This window comes from Marivirga tractuosa (assembly GCF_042140215.1).
Classification (GTDB): domain Bacteria; phylum Bacteroidota; class Bacteroidia; order Cytophagales; family Cyclobacteriaceae; genus Marivirga; species Marivirga tractuosa_A.
On sequence record NZ_CP159478.1, the window covers coordinates 1,371,121 to 1,394,065 of the forward strand.

Genomic DNA, 22,945 nt, shown 5'->3' on the forward strand with positions numbered 1-22,945 from the left:
TGTCTAGGGTTTTAGAAATTAACCTGGGCTTGTAATCTCAATAATCTTCCTGTTTGTAAATTATCTTGATTCATAAAGTCTTCATATCTTCTAGAAGAAATGGTATAATGGGCAACTAATTCAAATGCCCTGACAGGTCTCCATTCCATTCCAATTTCTAATTCATTTACATTATAACTTCTGGCATCACGCTCGAACTTCTTACCACCATCATAATAATGGTATCGCATGAAGGGATAAAATAATTGTTTGAATTTTGTAAACTTATAAGTAAGTGTAGCATATCCCCCTTCTAAAGAAGTTTGTTCAATGGTATTGGTTTGTTTATTGAATTCTGGTCCTGTTCCCCAATTATATTCCGCTTGAATTCCAAATGGTTGCGGGTATAGTATAAAAGAAGCAGCAGCTCTCTGATCTAAATAGTTTAGACCTTCTTTTACGTTTACACCATCACTTAAATTACCAAGTGGCATTTGATACTGGCCTGTATAAGCCTGAACACCAGGTTCTATTATTTGATTTCCAAATTTCATTGGGTAACTAATTCTCCCTACAACATGGAGGTCATCATTTAATTCGGGAGCATTACCAGTTTGACCATTAAATACACCAAATCCAACCACTCCATAATCTCCAGAACCTTTTAAACCTTCAGCAACTAATTCTCTGAATAATTTTCTAGTCTCCTCAGGTGCCCAATAAAATAAAAGACTTAATTCCCGCTCATTTTTGATTGAACTATTCATCCCATCATTTCTATCAAGCGGTAATCGGTTTTGGCTGGATTGCATGTTTTCGAATCCATATGGAATTTTACTCTGTCCAAACCGAAATCGAAACTCTCTTTTCTGATCTAAGCTAACATCAAAATATGCATCTCTTAGTTGCCCAAAATGTTGGCCTGTTCCACTTCCTGAACTGGCAAAATCGGGCTGAATATAGAAATATACATATTTACCTACATTACCTGAAAACTTTAAACGAACTCGTCTCAAGGAAATGCCATTTCCTGCGCCCCAGCTTTTATCACATTGATTGCAATCTAAATCAGGATTGGTCTCAAGCAATCTATTGTATCTGGATTGTACGTATCCACCTATTTTAATATTCTCGAACCAAGTATTTCCATTAATATCATAAGGAAGCTTTTGTATTTGGCTTGTTGCACTAAAAGCTAAGAAAAATAGGAGTAAAAAAGTCAGGCTTGTTTTCTGCATTTCTTAAAAGTTTTTGCAAAAGTAAACCTGTCTAATATTATCATATCATTTATTGTGTTAATAAATAATTAACAATATCATTAATCAACATGAAACGGCTTTTATTTAATTCAAAAATTGCACTTCATTATTAATTAAAGCTATATTAAGTTAACATTAACTTAACATAGCAATTAAAATTTAATTCAATTTCTCTAATAGTTTCTTAAAAACCTTTGTCATTTTAGGTTCTGCATTTATGGCAGCGCCAATTATTTCAGGAATTGCGGCAGGTTTTAATTTTTCGGGATAGCACAAATCAGTTATAACTGAAACTGCAAATACTGGAATTTGAATATGTCGGGCTGCAATATTTTCAGGAATAGTACTCATCCCAACAGCATCTGCACCAATTATATCCAAATATTTGTATTCTGCAGGCGTTTCCAAATTAGGGCCTTGTACACCTGCATATACACCTTCCTTGATGTTAATTCCTTCTTCTTTGGCAATTTCTTTTGCCAATTTTATGAGTTTAGGTTCATATGCATCATACATATCAGGGAATCGTCCACCAAATTCATCCAAATTATTCCCTCTAAGAGGATTTTCTGGGAATAGGTTGATGTGATCTGTAATAATCATTATATCACTTAATTCTAATTCCTTATTTAATCCACCCGCTGCGTTAGAAATAAATAGATATTGTATTCCTAAAAGATGCATTACTCTTACTGGCATTACAACTTGTTCCATGGTGTAACCTTCGTAATAGTGAAACCTACCTTGCATAGCCACCACTTTCTTGCCACTTAGCTCTCCAAAAATCAATTTCCCGTTGTGAGACTCTACTGTTGAGATTGGGAAATTTGGAATGTCATTATAGGATAAGGTATGTTCAATTTTTATATCCTCAACTAAAGCTCCTAGACCAGTACCTAATATTATCCCTACTTCAGGCTTTGTATCTACTTTGCTTTTGATGAATTCGGTTGCTTCTCTTATTTCTTTTATGGTATCCATGTTTTTCAAACAATTTGGCCACAATTTGATTCAAGTCTGTATATCTTCAAAATATTTTTAAAATTATTTAAACCTTTTGAGGAATTTAAAGTATATGTACCTACATTTAATGTCATAACAATAAAAAATAGAAATGAAAACAAAAATTTTATCAATCGGAATCGCAGCATTAATAATGACTGCAGCTTTTACAGTTTTACAAAAAGAAGTAAAAGTAGACACTAACTCAAGCCAAATAGCATGGGTAGGAAAGAAAGTAACAGGACAACACAATGGTACTGTAAATATTAAAGAAGGTGCTTTAGAGATGGAAGATGGCCAAGTAACGGGTGGATCTTTCGTAATTGACATGACTACCATTGATGTATTGGATTTAGAAGGAGAGTATAAAGGAAAATTGATGGGGCATTTAAGATCTGATGATTTCTTCAGTGTTGAAAAATATCCTACTGCAAAATTCACTATTACTTCCATCGACAAAAGTGAAGCAACTGATGCTACTCATTTCGTAGCTGGTGATTTAACTATTAAAGGAATTACAAATAAAATTACTTTCCCTGCTAACGTAACTATTAAAGATGGAAAAGCTAATGCAAAAGCTTCTTTCGCTTTAGATAGAACTAAATGGCAAGTTAAGTATGGTTCTGGTTCATTCTTCGATGGATTAGGAGATAAAATGATATATGATGATTTTGAGTTAACTGTAAACTTATCGTCTTTATAATTTAAAACTCATCGAATTAATTATTGAATAGGGACTTTTTGTCCCTATTTTTGTTTTTTTAACACACTATAGTAGAATGATCACCATTATTTCAGGTACTAACCGTCAGAATTCCGTTTCAGCTAAAGTAGCACACCTTTACCAAAGTTTGTTAACGCAACATCAGGTTGAATCCAATATCATTGATTTAGCGGATTTACCTAATGATTTTGTGTATACAGCACTTTATGACAATAATGGAAAAAACCCTGAATTCAATAAATTTTTAGAACAATTACGTTCTTCAGAGAAATATGTATTCATTATCCCTGAATATAATGGCTCATTTCCGGGAGTCTTAAAAGCGTTTATTGACGGTATGGAATACCCCAATAGTTTTCAAAACAAAAAATGTGCGCTAGTAGGTATTTCTTCCGGAATGCAGGGTGCAGGGCTAGCCTTGAGTCATATGACCGATATTTTCAATTATTTAGGCATGAATGTTTTAGCATTAAAACCTAAACTTGCGAGAATTGAAAAGAATTTCGATGGAGAGGAAGTAACTGATAAACTTTATAGCCAATTACTTGAAGAACAAGTAAAAAAGTTATTAGATTTTTAGATTTAACTTTTTAAGATATTCTGATAAGCTCTTTTCCCTTTATCTGTTAAATAGGGGTAGATCATTTCAAAAAGCAAATCGCCATAGTATTCAACAGAATTGTTTTTATCAAAAGTGGCATAAATATTTATCCAGCTGTCTCCTATAATATTCATCCTTTGATAAAGCCTATCATATTCTTGCTCTAATTCTGCCGGTCTCAAAATATTGGCTTCTATAAGCGACTGAAACATTTTTTGAAATTGCTCATTCCTAATCTTCATTAAAGTTGCATAGTGAGATTTAATTTTACTGTTTTCATTCATTAAATGGATAAAATCGATTAAGATGAATTTATAATCATACATTTTTTCCATTGTCTTTATTGAGGATTTATATAATGACTCTAATTGATTATCATTCCCCATGGATTTCATCTGATTATCCATTTCTTCTACTAACTGAAAATACAAAGCTTCCACAATATCTTCTTTCAACTTAAAGTGGTAATTCAAATTTCCTTGGCTAATGTTTAATTCTTGGGCAATCTGCCTCAAACTGACATTCACCATACCTTTTTCATTGAATAATAGGAGAGATGCTTGAAGTATTTTCTCTTTAGTGTTTTTCATTTTAGTAAACTTGACCTAATAATTATATTTTAGTATATTTGACCTAAAATTATGAATAAGTATGGAGATAGCAATAATTGGAGGAGGTATAGCTGGTCTTACTACTGCTTTGGCTTTAAAAAATGAGGGGATTTCATCCATTGTTTATGAACGCGCAGACCAACTGAATGAAGTTGGAGCTGGAATATGGCTTCAACCAAATGCTATAAAGGTTTTGAACCAATTAGGCTTAAAGGAAAAAATAATGAATAATGCTGTAAAGTTAGATAGGGTTGATATTACGGATTCCCAGCTGAACTCATTCCAAAAAAGGAATGCAGTTGTTCAGGATAGTGAAGGAAATCAAATATTATCCATTCACAGAGCAAAATTACAGCAAATATTATTCGAGGCTCTTCCTGATGACAGTGTAAAATTAGGGCATGAATTCAAATCCTTTTCTCAAAACACTTCTAAAATAGAATTGGAATTTGACCATACTTCAGTAGTGGTAGATTATGTTTTGGGTGCCGATGGAATAAACTCCAAACTACGCAAGCAGCTATTTCCGAAGTCTGCTTTAAGACATTCAGGTCAAACTTGCTGGAGAGGAATTGCAAAGATAAGGTTGCCAAAAGAACTTCAAAATTTGGGTAGAGAGGCTTGGGGCTATAATGTAAGGTTTGGTTTTTCTCAGGTTTCTGATGATCTGGTTTACTGGTTTGCCGTTGCCAAAGCTAAGCCTTTTCAAAAAGATGATAAATCAAAAATTAAGGGCCAATTGATTGAGAAGTTTAAAAAGTTTCATCCGATTGTTAACCAAATCATCAATGCAACAGACGAACAGAAAATCATTAGAGGAGATTTATTGGATTTGAAAAGATTGGTTAAATGGCATCATCAAAATATAGGTTTGATAGGTGATGCAGCACATGCTACAACTCCTAATATGGGACAAGGAGCAGGGCAGGGAATAGAAGATGCTTATGTAATGGCTAAATTATTTTCTCAAAACCAAGCCTCAGAGAATCTTTTTGAGAATTTTGAAAAAATCAGAAGAGAGAAAGTAGATTATGTGGTGAATAATTCTTGGCGCTTTGGAAAAATGGCGCATAACCCCTTTGGCAGGGTAATGATGAAAGCAGTGATGAGGGTGACTCCTCAAGCTGTAATTAATAAGCAGCTAGAAAAACTTTATACAATTGGAGACTAATAAGGGAAAAAAATCAGAGAGTTAATTCAATAAACTCTCTGATTCTACCTCATAAATCTTTAATCAGCTAAATTGATCAAATAAGTCAAATTAATACCTAGTGTTCTAGTTTTAGCTCCTAAATCATAAGTTACGAAATTTCCGCCACCCATATTTTCAGTAACCTCATTTGAGGTGTTTAAAACGCCAAAGTTGTAACTAGCACCAATTTTAACAATTCTTTTATCGTTGATATTATATTCAAAATCAGCTTTTAATAATAATCCCAGATCTAAAACATAAAAATCATTAACATCATCAGCATCATCAGCTTCTCTTGTGCTAATTATATCCCTGTTTATTTGTGAATCGGTAGTGCTTTTCCCTGAGAATGCATAAGCACCATAAAATCCACCACCTATTTGTAAATATGCATCATTAAATAGGTCAGTTCTAAAATTGAAAACTAAGGGAACTTGAACATAATCTAATGTAACGGTTTCACTTTCAGTTTTATAACCAGATCCTGAATAAAATAGTCCAATATGAAATACGAAATTTTCTGTTGTACCAGTTTCAGAGTAAATCCCTGCATTTAGACGTGGTAGGAATTGTAAATCTGGGTAGATGTTTGGATCACTTACTTTTGTGAATACCATACTTGCAGAATTCATTCCAACTTGTAAGCCTACTCGTGATATTCTACCCTCTTCGGTGGTTGATTGACTTGTAAAATCATCTTGTGCAATAGCGACATTAGAAATCGCTAAAAACAAAATCAAAATTTGTAATTGTTTTCTCATTTTAAGTTATTTAATTTTTGGGTCGCAAAAGTAGTTATTTACCTATGTCTGTAGAAACTTAAACTCTATTATTTTTTAAATTCAATAAAAAAAGCTACTCTCAATTAAGAAAGTAGCTTGGATAATTTAAATTTTTGGAGCAGAGTTAAACCGTCATAATCTCTTTCTCTTTATGCTCTAGAATGTCATCAATTTTTTTAGAGAAATCATTAGTTAAGGATTGTACTTTATCTTCTCCTCTTTTAACATCATCCTCAGAAATCCCTTCCTTTTGTAATTGCTTTAATTGGTCATTAGCATCTTTTCTTGCATTTCGAATAGAAATTTTGCCATCCTCAGCTTCATTTTTGGCTTGTTTCGTTAAAGCAATTCTTCTTTCCTCCGTCAATGGTGGAATATTTATTCTAACAATTTCACCATCATTTTGAGGAGTGAATCCTAAATCACTATTGATTATAGCTCTTTCTATTTCACCGATGATGTTTTTTTCCCATGGCTTAATAATGATAGATCGTGCATCTGGCGTACTGAGAGAAGCAACTTGGTTGATAGGAGTGTCATTACCATAATAATCTACCATTAAGCCATCAAGCATTGCAGGGGAAGCTTTGCCTGCTCTAATTTTCTGCAAATTACTTTTTGTGTGCTGAATGGCTTTTTCCATTAGCTCTTTTGCTTCATCCAATACTAAATCTATTTCTTCCATTGCTTTTTATTTTTCAGAATTTATCAATGTACCAACATTTTCTCCATTTATCAGGTCGTATAAGTTGCCCGCTTTATTCATATCAAATACAATAATAGGCAAATTGTTTTCTTGACAAAGCGTAAAGGCAGTCATATCCATCACGTTTAAGCCTTTTTCATATACTTCCTGAAAAGTAATATTAGAATATCTTGTGGCATCTGCATTTTTCTCTGGGTCAGATGTGTAAACACCATCCACTCTTGTTCCCTTTAAAACAACATCCGCCTCTATTTCAATAGCTCTTAAACTTGCAGTAGAATCAGTAGTGAAATAAGGATTTCCAATTCCAGCTCCAAAAATCACAACTCTACCTTTTTCAAGGTGTCGGATTGCTCTTCTTCTAATGAAAGGCTCGCAAACCTGCTCCATATTAATACCAGACATCAATCGAGTGAACATGCCGTGATTTTCCAAAACACCTTGAACAGCCATGCCATTGATAACGGTGGCAAGCATTCCCATATAATCACCTTGCACTCTATCAATACCAGCAGCTTCAGCTTGTATTCCTCTAAAAATATTTCCTCCACCTATTACGATAGCTACTTCAATACCTTGATCGTGTATTCTTTTAATTTCTTTTGCATATTGAGCTAGCCTTTTGGGATCAATACCGTAGCCTTCATCTCCCATCAGAGCCTCACCACTTAATTTCAATAGAATGCGTTTGAATTTCATAAGTTAATTTGTTGCTGTCTCTTTAAAAGTCTAATTTATATATTTAAAAAATCAATTCTATTAATAAGTGATTAGAATTGAATGATCAATTGATTTTTCTCTACGCTATCACCTTTATTAGCTTTAATTTCAGCAATGGTGCCATCACCAGCTGCCTTTATCACATTTTCCATCTTCATAGCCTCCAATATTAATAGAGGGTCTCCTTTTTTAACCTCGTCTCCAGGTGAAACCATAATATCAATGATTAACCCTGGCATAGGAGCTTTCACATCATTCATCTGGTTTTGATCCAAATCAGTGATCCCCATTTCCTCTAAAAGTAAATCCATCTTGTCTTTCAATTCCAATTCAATGATCTTACCATTCAATTGTAGTTTGAAGATTTTGCTTTCGTAGTCTATTTCTACTAAATGAGCATTAAAAGTTTGATTATTATGGATAATGTGGAAGGATTGTTGATCGGTTTTACTTATGTCCCAATCAACTTGTTTGTCGTCTATGAAAATATTCCCGTCTTTAGTGGACAGTCTATATTCTTTTTCGGATTGACTGAATTTTATTTCGTACATAATTAAAATTTAACACGAAGATAGGAACACATATTAAATTTTACACATTTCATTTTAAAATTAGTGTGATGGAGTAGATTTTTTTTCACCTTTGCAGCGAAGTTTTAACTCAAAAACAGATCAGGATTAGGCAATACATAGAATCCATCTATTTTTTCAAACTAAGATCAAAATTCTATTTTTTCATAAAGAACTGATTTCCAATAGTTAGCAATCACTTTGAAATTAACTTTGAAAAAAAGTAATCTTTTTTGTCAGTAAAGTTTGATAAAATATAAAATCCATATAATTTTGCACTTCCTAAAACGAAAGGGATTTAGGAAATGCTTATTGAAACCAATGGGGGAATACCAAAGCGGCCAACTGGGACGGACTGTAAATCCGTTGTCTTTCGACTTCACAGGTTCGAATCCTGTTTCCCCCACTTTGTAATCCGAGGCTTTAGTGAAGGATTACATTTTGATAGAAGCAATGCTTGTTTTAAGTTTTGTTTCATCATTAAAAAGCGAGAGTAGCTCAGTTGGTAGAGCGGCAGCCTTCCAAGCTGCAGGTCGCGAGTTCGAACCTCGTCTCTCGCTCTATAATACAATAGGCATTTCGGTGAAAATTTAAGGCAGAACGGAAACGTCACTGCCTTTGTTAGGATGTGCCTGTAAAAGGCACTGAATGATTTCAAGCCGATGTAGCTCAGGGGTAGAGTGCTTCCTTGGTAAGGAAGAGGTCGGGGGTTCAAATCCCCTCGTTGGCTCAATCAGTGTTATTGAATAAATATATTATAAATTTTAACTAAACTGAGGATTTTTCAAATATGGCTAAAGAAACCTTTGACCGTTCGAAACCACACGTGAATATCGGAACTATCGGTCACGTGGATCATGGTAAAACTACATTAACTGCTGCAATCTGTAAAGTATTGTCTGATAAAGGATTTGCAGAGATGAGAGACTTCTCATCTATTGATAATGCTCCTGAAGAAAAAGAAAGGGGTATTACAATTAACTCTTCTCACGTAGAGTATGCTACTGCTAACCGTCACTATGCACACGTTGACTGTCCAGGTCACGCGGATTACGTGAAAAACATGGTTACTGGTGCTGCTCAAATGGATGGTGCTATCTTAGTGGTTGCGGCTACTGATGAACCAATGCCACAAACTCGTGAGCACATCCTTTTAGCTCGTCAGGTAGGTGTTCCTGCTGTTGTTGCTTTCTTAAACAAAGTAGATTTAGTTGACGATGAGGAATTATTAGAGTTAGTTGAAATGGAAGTAAGAGAATTACTTTCTTTCTATGACTTCCCTGGTGATGATCTTCCAGTAGTTCAAGGTTCTGCTTTGGGTGCTTTAGAAGGTGATGCTAAATGGGTTGAGAAAATTGATGAGTTAATGCAAGCTGTTGATGATTATATTCCATTACCAGAGCGTTTAACTGATAAAGATTTCTTAATGCCAGTTGAGGATGTATTCTCTATTACTGGTCGTGGTACTGTTGCAACAGGTAGAATCGAAAGAGGTGTAATTAACTCTGGTGACCCTGTTGACTTGATCGGTATGGGAGCTGAAAACTTAAAGTCTACTGTGACTGGTGTTGAAATGTTCCGTAAAATATTAGATAGAGGTGAAGCTGGTGATAACGTTGGTCTTTTGTTAAGAGGTATTGAAAAAGCTCAGATCAAAAGAGGTATGATTATCTGTAAGCCAGGTTCTGTAACTCCACATGCTCACTTCAAAGCTGAGGTTTACGTTCTTTCTAAAGATGAAGGTGGACGTCACACTCCATTCTTTAACAAGTATCGTCCACAGTTCTATTTAAGAACAACTGACGTTACTGGTGAGATCAAACTTCCAGAAAACGTAGAAATGGTTATGCCAGGTGATAACGTTACTATCGAAGTTAACTTGATCAACAAAGTTGCTTGTGAAAAAGGTTTACGTTTCGCTATCCGTGAAGGTGGTAGAACTGTAGGTGCTGGACAGGTAACTGAAATCTTAGACTAATACTTAAGATATAGTAATAAATTAAACAATGCGCTCTCGAAAATTTGGGAGCGCATTTGTTTCTTATAAAACTTTTATCTACCTTTGCAGACCATTTTGAGTTGCATTGGTGAATACGGGTGTAGCTCAATTGGTAGAGTAGTGGTCTCCAAAACCATTGGCTGGGGGTTCGAGTCCCTCCACCCGTGCAATTTTAACACATTAATAAGATGCAGAAATTAAGTTTATTCTTAAAAGAATCGTGGTCAGAAATGCGATATAAAGTAACATGGCCACCATATAGCAAACTTCAAAATAGTTCTATTTTGGTGTTGGTCGGAGCTTTAATTTTTGCCCTTTTAATTGGTGTTATTGATTTGGCATTCGATAATGCGATGGAGTGGTTTTATAATGCCTTTTAGCATTTAAGAAAATTGAGATAATGTCAGAATTTAAATGGTACGTTTTAAGAGTAATTAGTGGTCAGGAGAAGAAGATTAAAACTTATCTTGAAAACGAGATTGCTCGTCAAAAAATAGAAGATTTTATTCCTCAAATTCTTATACCAACTGAAAAGGTATATGAGATGAGGAATGGTAAGAAGCGTGTCAGGGAAAAGAATTTCTTCCCAGGATATGTTTTCGTATCAGCTGATATATCTCATGGAGAAGCGCATCACGTCATCACTAGTATTCCAGGAGTAATTGGATTTCTAGGCGGACAAGGTGATGAAAAAGAGCCGGTTCCTTTAAGACAAAATGAAGTGAATCGCATACTCGGAAAGGTTGATGAAACTGAAGAAATGGATGAAAAGCTGAGCACTCCTTATATAATAGGGGAATCAGTGAAAGTGATGGATCTAACCATTCAGTGGGTTTACCGGATCTGTAGAAGAAGTATTCGAAGAAAGAAAGAAGCTAAATGTTATGGTGAAAATCTTTGGACGAAATACTCCTGTGGAATTGAATTACATGCAAGTAGAAAAAACAGAATAGCAAGATGGCTAAGGAAATAAGTGGATATCTGAAATTACAGATTAAAGGAGGGGCAGCAAACCCGTCACCTCCCGTTGGTCCTGCATTAGGTAGTAAAGGACTTAACATAATGGAGTTCTGTAAGCAATTTAATGGAAGAACTCAAGAGAAAGCTGGGCAAGTATTACCAGTGGTGATTACAATTTACAAAGACAAATCTTTTGATTTTGTAATTAAAACTCCACCAGCTCCGGTACTTTTATTAGATGCTTCAAAAAAGAAAAAAGGTTCTGCTGAGCCAAACCGTGTTAAGGTTGGTACTGTAACTTGGGATCAAGTGAAAGAAATCGCTGAAACCAAAATGACTGATTTAAATGCATTTAAAATTGAATCAGCCATGCGTCAAGTTGCAGGTACTGCAAGAAGTATGGGTATTAAAGTTACAGGAACTGCTCCTTGGAAATCTTAAAAAATAGGTAAAATGGCAAAGCTTACTAAAAATCAAAAAATTGCAGCTGAGAAAATTGATCCTTCTAAGGCTTATGCTTTAGATGAAGCTTCTTCTCTAGTTAAGGAAATTACAACTACCAAGTTTGATGCTTCAGTCGACCTAGATATTAGATTAGGAGTTGATCCTCGTAAAGCAGACCAAATGGTAAGAGGCGTAGTGGCTCTTCCACACGGAACTGGTAAGGATATCAAAGTTCTAGCATTGGTTACTCCTGACAAAGAGCAGGAAGCGAAAGATGCTGGTGCGGACTATGTTGGACTAGATGACTACATCAAGAAAATTGAAGGTGGTTGGACAGATATTGATATTATCGTAACCATGCCAACTGTTATGGCAAAAGTTGGTAGGTTAGGTAAAGTGCTAGGGCCAAGAGGTCTTATGCCAAACCCAAAATCAGGAACTGTTACGCTTGATGTTGGGAAAGCGGTTCAAGAAGTAAAATCAGGTAAAATTGATTTTAAAGTGGACAAATTCGGAATTATTCACGCTAGTATTGGCAAAGCTTCCTTCTCGAAAGAGAAAATTGCTGAGAATGCTAATGAATTAATTCAAACTTTAGCGAAGCTGAAACCAGCTTCTTCTAAAGGTACTTATTTCATGAGTATGACCATGTCATCTACGATGAGCAAGGGAATCTCAATTGATAAAAACTCTATAGCTGGAATTTAATATGAATAGAAAAGAAAAAGGACAACTTATAGAGGAACTTACAGAAAAATTTGCGGAATACCCGCATTTTTATCTGGCTGATGGTTCAGGAATGACTGTTTCTCAAACCAATACTTTTCGTCAACTATGTTACGAAAAAGGGCTTGAGTATAAAGTAGTGAAGAACTCTTTAATACAAAAGGCATTAGAGAAACAAGAAGGAGATTACTCTGAGATTTTTGGAGCATTGAAAGGTTTCTCAGGAATTCTATTTTCTCCAGAAGTAGGTAATGCACCTGCTAAGGTTATTAAAGAATTTCATAAGAAAAATAGTATAGAAAAGCCTTTATTCAAAGCTGCTGCTATAGATACAGATATTTATGTAGGTGCAGAACACTTAACGCCATTAAGCGAGCTTAAATCTAAGAAAGATATGCTTGGCGATATTGTTGGTCTATTACAATCACCTGCTAAGAATGTTATTTCTGCTTTACAAAGTGGAGGACATACTGTTTCAGGATTAGTAAAAGCGCTTGAAGAAAGAGCACAATAATTAACAAATTACTAGAACAAAATCATTAAAATTTAAATAACACAATCATGGCTGATATCAAAGCAATTGGAGATCAATTAGTAGAATTAACAGTAAAAGAAGTTAATGAACTTGCTGATTACCTAAAAGAAACACACGGTATCGAACCTGCTGCAGCAGCAGCGCCTGTAATGGCAGCTGGTGGTGCTGGCGGAGGAGACGCAGCGGAAGAAAAAACATCTTTTGATGTTGTTTTAACTTCTGCAGGTGCTGCTAAATTACAAGTTGTTAAAGCTGTTAAAGAATTGACAGGTTTAGGCTTGAAAGAAGCAAAAGAATTAGTTGACGGTGCTCCTAAAGCAGTAAAAGAAGGAGTAGCTAAAGACGAAGCAGAGGCGCTTAAAAAGCAACTTGAAGAAGCTGGAGCAGAAGTTGAATTAAAGTAATAAGTTGATCCTGAAAGGGTTAACTGATTTCTGCCCAAGAAATTAGGCCTGGTCCCCGAGAACGATTTTTCGTTTTCGTGGTCAGGTCTTTTCCTGTTTGTACTAATTTATGAAGCAGGATAGTGCTTTTTAGCACTTTTAAGAATTACAAAAACTTTAAATATTCAGAGCCTTGGCTAATATAAATCAATCTGAAAGAATCAATTTCTCGTCAATTAAAACAGTAATTGATTACCCTGATTTCCTTGATGTTCAACTCCAATCTTTCCAGGATTTCTTCCAATTGGAAACTCCCGCTGAAAAACGAGCTGAAGAAGGAATTTTTAAAGTATTTCAAGAAAACTTCCCGATCTCCGATTCCAGAGAGAATTTCGTACTGGAATTTGTTGATTATCTTGTAGATCCACCAAAATATGATATTGATGGATGTATTGATAGGGGGTTAACTTATTCTGTTCCTTTAAAAGCAAAACTACGTTTGATTTGCAATGATGAGGACAATGAAGACTTTGAAACCATTGAGCAAGAGGTATTCTTAGGGAATATCCCTTACATGACCGAAAAAGGCTCATTTATTATTAATGGAGCTGAGCGTGTAATTGTTTCTCAGTTACACAGATCTCCTGGTGTTTTCTTTGCCCAAAGTAAGCACACTAACGGAACGAAATTATATTCTGCAAGAATTATTCCTTTCAAGGGTTCTTGGATTGAATTTGCTACCGATGTGAATAATGTCATGTATGCTTACATCGACAGAAAGAAAAAATTCCCTGTAACTACTTTGTTACGTGCCATCGGTTATGGTTCTGATAAAGATATTTTGGATCTCTTCAACCTTTCTGAGGAAGTTGACGGTACTAAAGCAGCCCTTAAAAAAGTGATCGGTAGAAAACTAGCCGCTAGAGTTCTTAAGACTTGGACTGAGGATTTCGTGGATGAGGATACTGGTGAAGTGGTATCAATCGACAGAAATGAAGTTCTTTTAGAAAGAGATTCTGTTATAGAAGAAGAAGATATAGACTTAATTATAGATGCAGGTGTTAAATCCATCATTCTTCACAGAACTGATGTGAATATCACTGATTATAGCATTGTTTATAATACACTTCAGAAGGATAACTCTAACTCAGAAAAAGAAGCGGTAGAGCAAATTTACCGTCAATTAAGAAATACAGAGGCTCCTGATGAAGCAACAGCTAGAGAAATTATTCAAAATCTTTTCTTCTCAGAGAAAAGATATGACTTAGGTGAAGTTGGTAGATATAGAATCAATAAAAAATTAGGTTTAGATATTGATGCTGAAACTAAGGTATTGACTAAAGTGGATATCATCCACATCGTGAAATACCTTATCGGTTTGATTAACTCTAAAGCCATTGTTGATGATATCGATCACTTAAGTAATAGAAGAGTTAGAACAGTAGGGGAGCAGTTATATGCTCAGTTTGGTGTTGGTTTAGCTAGAATGGCTAGAACAATCCGTGAAAGAATGAATGTAAGAGATAATGAGGACTTCAAGCCTGTTGATTTGATCAATGCTAGAACATTGTCCTCAGTGATTAATTCATTCTTCGGAACCAACCAGCTATCTCAGTTCATGGATCAAACGAATCCATTATCTGAGGTAACGCATAAAAGAAGAATGTCAGCCTTAGGGCCAGGTGGTCTTTCCAGAGAGCGTGCAGGTTTTGAGGTTCGTGATGTTCATTACACTCACTATGGTAGATTATGTACCATTGAAACACCAGAAGGACCAAACATTGGTTTGATTTCTTCATTGTGTGTACACGCCAAGGTTAACGGTATGGGATTCATTGAAACTCCATACAGAAAAGTTGAAGGTGGTAAAGTGGATATGAGTGGTAATGTATTATACCTTACTGCAGAGGAAGAAGATGACCATAACATTGCACAGGCAAATGCACCTATCGATGATTCTGGTAAATATCTTAACGATAGAGTAAAAGCAAGATTTGAAGGTGACTTCCCAGTATTAGAGCCAAAAGAGCTTTCTTACATGGATATTGCACCTAACCAAATTGTATCGGTTGCAGCTTCTATGATTCCTTTCTTGGAGCATGATGATGCAAACAGGGCTTTGATGGGATCAAACATGCAGCGTCAAGCTGTTCCTTTGTTAAGACCAGAGGCACCAATTGTAGGTACTGGTCTTGAAGGAAGAGTTGCCAGAGACTCTAGATCAATGATAGTAGCGGAAAAAGACGGAGTTGTAACTTTTGTTGATGCTACAAAAATTGTCATCAAGTATGACATGAATGATGAAGAGGAATTGGTTTCTTTTGATGATGACGAAAGAGTATATGACTTAATCAAATTCAGAAGAACTAACCAAAACACCACTATCAACCTTAGACCACTGGTTTATAAGAATGATAGAGTTAAAAAGGGTCAAATCCTTTGTGATGGTTATGCAACAGAGAAAGGTGAATTAGCTATTGGTCGTAACATGAAAGTGGCATTTATGCCATGGCAAGGTTACAACTTTGAGGATGCGATTGTAATCTCTGAAAGAGTTGTTAGAGAAGATATATTTACTTCTATTCATATTGAAGAATTTGAACTAGAAGTTAGAGATACTAAGCGTGGAGAGGAAGAATTAACTTCTGAAATTCCAAACGTTAGTGAAGAAGCAGTTAAAAACCTTGATGAAAACGGTATCATTAGAACGGGTACTGAAATCAAAGAAGGTGATATCCTAATTGGTAAAATTACTCCTAAAGGTGAAACTGATCCAACTCCTGAAGAAAAACTATTAAGAGCTATCTTTGGTGATAAAGCGGGTGATGTTAAAGATGCTTCTATGAAAGCTTCTCCATCTTTAAGAGGTGTTGTAATTGATACCAAGCTTTTTGCTAGACACAAAAAAGATAAGGACGGAAGAGCTGATGCTAAGAAAGAAGTTGTTGTTTTAGCTAAAGAATATAGCCGTCAATTATTGAAATTAAGAAATCTTAAAATCGAGAAATTAGCTACTTTACTTGAAGGTAAAACTTGTCAAGGAATCAAGCATAAGTTTGGTGACGAGATCATGAGTAAAGGTGTTAAATTCACTCAGAACAACATTGAAAAGAACTTATTCCCTGAGAAAAACATTTACAGAGATGAAAGTAACTACAATGTTCCAGAAGAAGTGAATTTGATTTCTGATTTGATTTTGGATAATTGGACTAATGATGATAACACGAATAAGCTTATCGTTGATTTAGTTAGAAATTATAACAAGAGAAGAAACGAAATCGCAGGTAAATTCAAGAGAGAAAGATTCACTATTGAAGTGGGAGATGAATTACCAGCAGGAATCGTTCAACTTGCTAAAGTTTATGTTGCTAAAAAACGTAAACTGAAAGTAGGGGATAAAATGGCGGGTCGTCACGGAAACAAAGGTGTAGTAGCCAAAATTGTTCGTGATGAAGATATGCCATTCCTAGAAGATGGAACACCAGTAGATATCGTATTGAATCCATTAGGTGTACCTTCAAGGATGAATATTGGTCAGATTTATGAAACAGTATTAGGCTGGGCAGGATTAAAATTAGGAAGAAAGTATGCTACTCCAATTTTTGATGGTGCATCTTCTGATGAAGTTTCTGCAGAATTAGCTGAAGCTGGATTACCTGAATTTGGTAGAACTCATCTTTATGACGGTTTAACTGGTGATATTTTTGATCAGAAAGTTACCGTTGGGGTGATTTATATGCTGAAATTAGGTCACTTAATTGATGACAAAATGCATGCTCGTTCTATCGGACCATACTCATTAATTACACAACAACCATTGGGTGGTAAAGCTCAGTTTGGTGGTCAGCGTTTTGGTGAGATGGAGGTTTGGGCATTGGAGGCCTTTGGTGCTTCCCATGTTCTTCAAGAGATTCTTACAATCAAATCGGATGATGTGATTGGAAGAGCTAAAGCCTATGAAGCTATTGTTAAAGGTGAAAATATGGGTAAACCAAATATTCCTGAATCATTCAATGTATTGGTTCACGAATTAAGAGGTTTGGCATTAGAAATCACTTTAGACTAATTTCAATTGTTTTATCGGGGCTTTAACCGGCCCCATTTAGATACATTTATTATGGCGTTCAAAAAAAATAAAAAAATTAACACTGACTTTTCAAAAATCACCATTAGTTTGGCTTCTCCAGAATCTATTTTGGAAAGCTCTCATGGTGAAGTCACTCAGCCTGAAACCATTAACTACCGTACTTATAAGCCGGAGATGGGTGGTCTATTCTGTGAAAGAATATTGGGCCTGTTAAAGACTGGGAATGTCATTGTGGAAAATATAAAAGAATCAGGTATAAAGGCATCATTTGCGATAGATGTGGTGTTGAAGTAACTGAAAAGAAGGTACGTAGAGAAAGAATGGGCCATATCGAGTTGGTTGTGCCTGTTGCTCATATCTGGTACTTCAAATCTCTTCCTAACAAAATTGGCTATCTATTAGGCTTACCAACTAAAAAGCTTGATCAGATTATCTATTACGAAAGATATGTAGTTATCCAGCCAGGTACTAAAGAGGAAGACGGAATAGCGTACATGGATTTCTTAACGGAAGATGAGTACTTAGATATTCTTGACAAACTTCCAAGAGAGAACCAGCAATTGGATGATGACGATCCAAACAAATTCATAGCCAAAATGGGTGCTGAAGCATTGGATATGTTATTAGCTAGAATCCAACTGGATGAGCTTTCTTATGAACTAAGACATCAGGCGGCTACTGATACTTCTCAGCAAAGAAAAGCAGAAGCTTTAAAAAGATTGAGAGTAGTAGAGGCTTTCCGTGATGCTAGAACAAGAATTGAAAACCGTCCTGAATGGATGATTATCAGAATGGTACCAGTAATTCCACCTGAATTGAGACCATTAGTGCCTCTTGATGGCGGTAGATTTGCTACTTCTGATTTAAATGATTTATACAGAAGAGTTATCATCAGAAACAACCGTTTGAAAAGGTTGATTGATATCAAAGCTCCTGAAGTAATCCTTAGAAATGAAAAAAGGATGTTACAGGAAGCGGTAGATTCATTATTCGATAACTCTCGTAAGGTAAACGCTGTAAGATCTGATGGAAACAGAGCCTTGAAATCACTTTCTGATATGTTGAAAGGTAAGCAAGGTAGATTCCGTCAAAACTTATTAGGTAAAAGGGTTGATTATTCTGGTCGTTCAGTAATTGTTGTTGGACCTGAATTGAAAATGCACGAATGTGGTTTGCCTAAGAATATGGCAGCTGAGCTTTTCAAACCTTTTATCATTAGAAAATTAATCGAAAGGGGAATTGTTAAAACTGTTAAATCTGCTAAGAAGATTGTTGACAGAAAAGACCCTGTGGTTTGGGATATTTTGGAGAATGTGATGAAAGGACATCCTGTATTATTAAACAGGGCGCCAACGCTTCACAGATTAGGTATCCAGGCTTTTCAACCAAAATTGATTGAAGGTAAAGCAATTCAGTTACACCCATTAGCGTGTACTGCATTTAATGCCGATTTTGATGGTGACCAAATGGCGGTTCACGTTCCTTTAGGACATGAAGCTATTTTAGAAGCCTCAACTTTAATGCTTTCTTCTCATAATATTTTGAACCCTGCAAATGGTGCTCCTATCACTGTACCTTCTCAGGATATGGTATTAGGTCTTTATTATGTATCTAAAGGTAGAAAATCTACTAAAGAAGAGCCAGTAGTAGGAGAAGGAAAGAGATTCTACAGCGCAGAAGAAGTTATTATTGCAATCAATGAGAAAAAACTTTCAAAGCATGCCAATATTAAGTTAAGAACTAAAGTTCGAAATGCTGATGGTGAGCTTGAAACTAAAATTATTGATACTGTTGCTGGTCGAGTAATATTCAATGAAAGCGTTCCTGAAGAGGTGGGTTACATTGATCAATTATTGACCAAGAAGAACTTACAAGGTATAATTGCTCATGTTTATAAGTTAGCAGGTTCTGCTAAAACAGCTAATTTCTTAGATAACATCAAAGAATTAGGTTTCCAAATGGCTTATAAAGGTGGTCTTTCAATGGGACTTGGCGATATTATGGTTCCTGAAGTTAAGGATACTCTAGTCGAGCAAGCCAAAGAAGAAGTAGATGCAGTTTGGAACAACTACTTGATGGGTCTTATCACAGATAATGAGCGTTATAATCAGGTAATTGATATTTGGACTAGAATTAACTCTCAATTGACTAATACCTTGATGCAACAATTGGAAGAGGACAATCAAGGATTTAACTCTATCTATATGATGATGCACTCAGGAGCTCGTGGTTCAAGAGAGCAGATTCGTCAGTTGGGTGGTATGAGAGGTTTGATGGCTAAGCCACAGAAAAACCTAGCAGGTTCAGTAGGAGGTATTATTGAAAACCCAATTCTATCTAACTTCCGTGAGGGATTAGATGTTATTGAGTACTTTATCTCGACTCACGGTGCTAGAAAAGGTCTTGCCGATACTGCATTGAAAACTGCCGATGCTGGTTACTTAACCAGAAGGCTTGTTGATGTAGCGCAAGATGTTGTAGTCAATGATGTGGATTGTGGAACTTTAAGAGGATTGAATGTTTCGGCATTAAAAGATAATGATGAAGTTGTTGAGTCACTTTATGAGCGTATTCTTGGTAGAGTGAGTGTACATGACGTTTATCATCCACAAACAGAAGAATTGATAGTAGAATCAGGTGAAACTATCACTGATGATATTTGTGATAAAATTGATGAAGCTTTAATTGAAGAAGTTGAAATAAGATCTGTATTAACTTGTGAAACTCGTCAAGGAGTATGTAGCAAGTGTTATGGTAGAAACTTAGCAACATCTAAGATTGCTCAAAAAGGTGATTCAGTTGGTGTAATTGCGGCACAATCTATTGGTGAGCCGGGTACTCAGTTAACATTGAGAACCTTCCACGTTGGGGGTACTGCATCTAACATTGCTGTTGAAGCTACTATCAAAGCTAAAACGGCTGGTATAGTAGAATTCGAAGACTTAAGAGCTATTCAATCTACGGATGATGAAGGCGAATCAAGAACTGTTGTGATGGGAAGATCTGGTGAGATTAAAATCATCGATCCGAAAAGCAAAAAAGTATTGATGAGTAATCACGTTCCTTATAGTGCTACTCTTAAGGTTAAAGAAGGAGAAAAAGTTGAAAAAGATCAGGAACTATGTTTCTGGGATCCATATAATGCTGTAATCCTTTCTGAATTTGAAGGTGTTACTGAATTCGAGAGTATCGAAGAAGGTATTACTTATAAAGAGGAATCTGATGAACAAACAGGACACAGAGAGAAAGTTATTATCGATACTAAAGATAAAACTAAGAACCCTGCTGTTATTGTAAATACAAAAGGTCAGGATCCAAAAACTTACAATATTCCGGTTGGAGCTCACTTGTCAGTAGATGAGGGTGCTAAAATTAAACCAGGACAGATTTTGGCTAAAATTCCAAGGTCAACAAGTAAATCTAAAGATATTACAGGGGGTCTACCTCGAGTAACCGAGCTGTTTGAAGCAAGAAACCCTTCAAACCCTGCAGTAGTATCTGAGATTGACGGTGTTGTAACTTTTGGAGGCATCAAAAGAGGTAACAGAGAAATATACATCGAATCTAAAGATGGTGTTAAGAAAAGATACTTAGTATCTCTATCTAAACACATCTTGGTTCAGGATAATGACTTTGTGAAAGCAGGTTATGCATTATCTGATGGTGCTACTACGCCTTCTGATATCTTGTCAATTAAAGGTCCAACTGCTGTTCAGGAATATATCGTGAATGAAATTCAGGAAGTTTACCGATTACAAGGTGTGAAAATCAATGATAAACACATTGAAGTAATCGTAAGACAAATGATGCAGAAAGTTCAGGTATTAGAATCAGGAGATACTACATTCTTGCCTAATCAAGTCGTTGATAGATTTGTTTTCAGAGAAGAAAACGACAGAGTATTAGATATGAAAGTGGTTACTGATTCAGGTGATTCACCTAATTTGAAACCAGGTCAAATCATTTCAGCTAGAAAATTAAGAGATGAAAATTCTACACTGAAAAGAAAAGACTTGAAATTGGTGAAAACTAGAGATGCTGAACCAGCTGTTTCTAAACCAACATTGCAAGGTATCACGCAGTCATCTTTAGGAACTGAAAGCTTTATTTCAGCTGCATCATTCCAAGAGACTACTAAAGTGCTAAGCGAAGCTTCTATTAGAGGTAAAGCTGATCATTTGAATGGTCTTAAAGAGAATGTAATTGTAGGGCATTTAATCCCTGCTGGTACTGGACTGAGCGATTGGAGTGAAATGATTGTAGGGTCTCAAGACGAGCTTGACAGTATGAAAGAAAGTAAAGTAACAGAAGAAAAGACTGAAGCTTAATTCAGTCTTTCTTTCAATATAAATCCAATTCATAATATGGAGGATAAGAAAGAGAATAAGAAACAACAAAACCAGATTAACATTGAACTTCCTGAAGATGTAGCGGAAGGAGTTTATGCAAATTTGGCAATGGTTGCGCACTCAAACAGTGAATTTGTGATTGACTTTATTCGTTTGATGCCAGGAGTACCAAAAGCAAAGGTGAAATCTAGAGTTGTAGTTACTCCGGAACACGCAAAAAGGCTTTTGAATGCTCTAAAGGATAACATTAACAAGTATGAAAGTAATTTTGGTCCGATAAAACAATCGGATGAATCACCAAAATTTCCGATGAATTTCGGATCAAATGTTGGAGAAGCCTAAGCTTATTCCTTATAAATTAGGACTTTGTGAAAATAATTAATCAGATGTGTTTGGATAATGCATCTGATTTTTTACCTTTGCAGTCCTAAAAATCTCAAGTAGTAATAGAAGATAAAGTTATAATAAATGCCTACTATACAACAATTAGTTAAAAAGGGTAGAAAGAAATTGACTTCAAAGTCAAAATCTCCTGCTTTGGATTCTTGCCCACAAAGAAGGGGTGTATGTACTCGTGTTTATACCACCACTCCAAAAAAGCCAAACTCAGCAATGAGAAAAGTGGCTAGGGTTAGGTTGACCAATCAAAAAGAAGTAAACGCTTATATCCCTGGTGAAGGTCATAACCTTCAAGAGCACTCTATAGTGTTAATCAGGGGTGGTAGAGTTAAAGATTTGCCCGGTGTGAGATATCACATCATTAGGGGTGCATTGGATACAGCTGGTGTAAACGGCCGTACTCAAAGAAGATCGAAATATGGAGCAAAAAGACCTAAGAAATAAAAAACGATGAGGAAAGCAAAACCTAAAAAAAGATATATTCTTCCAGATCCTAAATTTGGAGATACCTTAGTTACAAAATTTGTTAACTATTTAATGGTAGATGGTAAGAAAAGTATTGCCTACAACATCTTTTATGAAGCCTTAGAAATGGCTGAAGAAAAGACTAAGGAAAATGGATTAGAAGTTTGGAAAAAAGCTTTAGCTAACATTTCTCCTGCCGTTGAGGTGAAAAGTAGAAGAGTTGGTGGAGCAACATTCCAAGTACCTCTTGAAGTTCGTCCAGAAAGAAAAACTTCTCTTGGTATCAAGTGGATGATTACATTCGCTAGAAAAAGAGGTGAAAAAACCATGACCGAACGTTTAGCTGGTGAAATCATCGCTGCTTCCAAAGGTGAAGGAGCTGCTATCAAAAAGAAAGATGATACGCACCGTATGGCTGAAGCAAATAAAGCATTTTCTCATTTTAGATTTTAA

The 22,945-nt window shown here is 35.6% G+C and carries 20 protein-coding genes, 4 tRNA genes and 2 pseudogenes; 19 read left to right on the top strand and 7 right to left on the bottom strand.

The window, feature by feature from the left end; all coding sequences use genetic code 11:
- Window positions 1–11: 11 nt before the first annotated feature.
- Complete coding sequence (locus ABWH96_RS06230) at window positions 12–1,217, bottom strand: porin (protein WP_375580625.1); 1,206 nt, start codon at window positions 1,215–1,217, stop codon at window positions 12–14.
- Between the two features lie 180 nt (window positions 1,218–1,397).
- Window positions 1,398–2,219, bottom strand: a complete 822-nt coding sequence (locus ABWH96_RS06235) for a purine-nucleoside phosphorylase (protein ID WP_375580626.1) — start codon at window positions 2,217–2,219, stop codon at window positions 1,398–1,400.
- Between the two features lie 133 nt (window positions 2,220–2,352).
- Here ABWH96_RS06235 and ABWH96_RS06240 point away from each other — a divergent pair, with 133 nt between their 5' ends.
- Window positions 2,353–2,943 (top strand): YceI family protein, encoded by a 591-nt coding sequence (locus ABWH96_RS06240; protein ID WP_375580627.1) that lies wholly within the window; start codon window positions 2,353–2,355, stop codon window positions 2,941–2,943.
- 76 nt (window positions 2,944–3,019) lie between these two features.
- On the top strand, window positions 3,020–3,544 hold the full coding sequence (locus ABWH96_RS06245; RefSeq protein ID WP_375580628.1) for an NADPH-dependent FMN reductase: 525 nt from the start codon (window positions 3,020–3,022) through the stop codon (window positions 3,542–3,544).
- Between the two features lie 2 nt (window positions 3,545–3,546).
- Here ABWH96_RS06245 and ABWH96_RS06250 read toward each other — a convergent pair whose 3' ends face one another.
- Entirely contained in the window at window positions 3,547–4,155 is a 609-nt protein-coding gene (locus tag ABWH96_RS06250) for a TetR/AcrR family transcriptional regulator (protein WP_375580629.1), read from the bottom strand.
- 61 nt (window positions 4,156–4,216) lie between these two features.
- Here ABWH96_RS06250 and ABWH96_RS06255 point away from each other — a divergent pair, with 61 nt between their 5' ends.
- On the top strand, window positions 4,217–5,347 hold the full coding sequence (locus tag ABWH96_RS06255; RefSeq protein ID WP_375580630.1) for an FAD-dependent monooxygenase: 1,131 nt from the start codon (window positions 4,217–4,219) through the stop codon (window positions 5,345–5,347).
- Between the two features lie 59 nt (window positions 5,348–5,406).
- On the opposite strand, the gene ABWH96_RS06260 is transcribed toward ABWH96_RS06255, so the two are convergent.
- The 4 genes from ABWH96_RS06260 to ABWH96_RS06275 form a co-directional block, all read right to left on the bottom strand.
- The gene (locus ABWH96_RS06260) at window positions 5,407–6,129 is read right to left on the bottom strand and encodes an outer membrane beta-barrel protein (RefSeq protein WP_375580631.1); all 723 of its coding nucleotides are present in this window, start codon (window positions 6,127–6,129) and stop codon (window positions 5,407–5,409) included.
- A 145-nt stretch (window positions 6,130–6,274) separates the two neighbouring features.
- A complete protein-coding gene (gene frr, locus ABWH96_RS06265; protein ID WP_375580632.1) occupies window positions 6,275–6,835 on the bottom strand; it encodes a ribosome recycling factor in 561 nt (186 codons plus the stop codon).
- A gap of 6 nt (window positions 6,836–6,841) precedes the next feature.
- Window positions 6,842–7,555: a UMP kinase gene (gene pyrH, locus ABWH96_RS06270; RefSeq protein ID WP_375580633.1), complete on the bottom strand. Its 714-nt coding sequence runs from the start codon at window positions 7,553–7,555 to the stop codon at window positions 6,842–6,844.
- A gap of 71 nt (window positions 7,556–7,626) precedes the next feature.
- Window positions 7,627–8,127, bottom strand: coding sequence for an acetyl-CoA carboxylase biotin carboxyl carrier protein subunit (locus ABWH96_RS06275; protein WP_375580634.1), 501 nt, complete (start codon window positions 8,125–8,127; stop codon window positions 7,627–7,629).
- 341 nt (window positions 8,128–8,468) lie between these two features.
- Between ABWH96_RS06275 and ABWH96_RS06280 the strand changes: the two genes are divergently transcribed.
- From ABWH96_RS06280 to rpsG, 16 genes and pseudogenes are all read left to right on the top strand, one after another.
- Window positions 8,469–8,551, top strand: a tRNA-Tyr gene (locus tag ABWH96_RS06280).
- An 81-nt stretch (window positions 8,552–8,632) separates the two neighbouring features.
- A tRNA-Gly gene (locus tag ABWH96_RS06285) sits at window positions 8,633–8,705 on the top strand.
- Window positions 8,706–8,803: 98 nt separating this feature from the next.
- Window positions 8,804–8,875 (top strand) — tRNA-Thr (locus ABWH96_RS06290).
- A gap of 60 nt (window positions 8,876–8,935) precedes the next feature.
- Window positions 8,936–10,123, top strand: coding sequence for an elongation factor Tu (gene tuf / locus ABWH96_RS06295; protein WP_375580635.1), 1,188 nt, complete (start codon window positions 8,936–8,938; stop codon window positions 10,121–10,123).
- Window positions 10,124–10,238: 115 nt separating this feature from the next.
- Window positions 10,239–10,311, top strand: a tRNA-Trp gene (locus tag ABWH96_RS06300).
- A 21-nt stretch (window positions 10,312–10,332) separates the two neighbouring features.
- Complete coding sequence (gene secE / locus ABWH96_RS06305) at window positions 10,333–10,524, top strand: preprotein translocase subunit SecE (RefSeq protein WP_013455138.1); 192 nt, start codon at window positions 10,333–10,335, stop codon at window positions 10,522–10,524.
- A gap of 20 nt (window positions 10,525–10,544) precedes the next feature.
- Window positions 10,545–11,097 (top strand): annotated as a pseudogene (gene nusG / locus ABWH96_RS06310) (transcription termination/antitermination protein NusG).
- Between the two features lie 4 nt (window positions 11,098–11,101).
- Window positions 11,102–11,545, top strand: a complete 444-nt coding sequence (rplK, locus tag ABWH96_RS06315) for a 50S ribosomal protein L11 (protein WP_375580636.1) — start codon at window positions 11,102–11,104, stop codon at window positions 11,543–11,545.
- A 12-nt stretch (window positions 11,546–11,557) separates the two neighbouring features.
- A complete protein-coding gene (gene rplA, locus ABWH96_RS06320) occupies window positions 11,558–12,256 on the top strand; it encodes a 50S ribosomal protein L1 (RefSeq protein ID WP_375580637.1) in 699 nt (232 codons plus the stop codon).
- A 1-nt stretch (window position 12,257) separates the two neighbouring features.
- Entirely contained in the window at window positions 12,258–12,788 is a 531-nt protein-coding gene (gene rplJ, locus ABWH96_RS06325; protein ID WP_375580638.1) for a 50S ribosomal protein L10, read from the top strand.
- Between the two features lie 47 nt (window positions 12,789–12,835).
- The gene (gene rplL / locus ABWH96_RS06330; RefSeq protein WP_013455143.1) at window positions 12,836–13,213 is read left to right on the top strand and encodes a 50S ribosomal protein L7/L12; all 378 of its coding nucleotides are present in this window, start codon (window positions 12,836–12,838) and stop codon (window positions 13,211–13,213) included.
- 172 nt (window positions 13,214–13,385) lie between these two features.
- Window positions 13,386–17,258, top strand: a complete 3,873-nt coding sequence (gene rpoB / locus ABWH96_RS06335; RefSeq protein WP_375580639.1) for a DNA-directed RNA polymerase subunit beta — start codon at window positions 13,386–13,388, stop codon at window positions 17,256–17,258.
- Window positions 17,259–17,309: 51 nt separating this feature from the next.
- A pseudogene (gene rpoC / locus ABWH96_RS06340) lies at window positions 17,310–21,607 on the top strand (DNA-directed RNA polymerase subunit beta').
- A 36-nt stretch (window positions 21,608–21,643) separates the two neighbouring features.
- On the top strand, window positions 21,644–21,970 hold the full coding sequence (locus ABWH96_RS06345) for a DUF3467 domain-containing protein (protein ID WP_375580640.1): 327 nt from the start codon (window positions 21,644–21,646) through the stop codon (window positions 21,968–21,970).
- A 126-nt stretch (window positions 21,971–22,096) separates the two neighbouring features.
- Window positions 22,097–22,471 carry a 30S ribosomal protein S12 gene (rpsL, locus tag ABWH96_RS06350; protein WP_013455147.1) on the top strand — a complete coding sequence of 125 codons (375 nt, stop codon included), beginning with the start codon at window positions 22,097–22,099 and terminating at the stop codon, window positions 22,469–22,471.
- A 6-nt stretch (window positions 22,472–22,477) separates the two neighbouring features.
- Window positions 22,478–22,945, top strand: coding sequence for a 30S ribosomal protein S7 (gene rpsG, locus ABWH96_RS06355; RefSeq protein ID WP_375580641.1), 468 nt, complete (start codon window positions 22,478–22,480; stop codon window positions 22,943–22,945).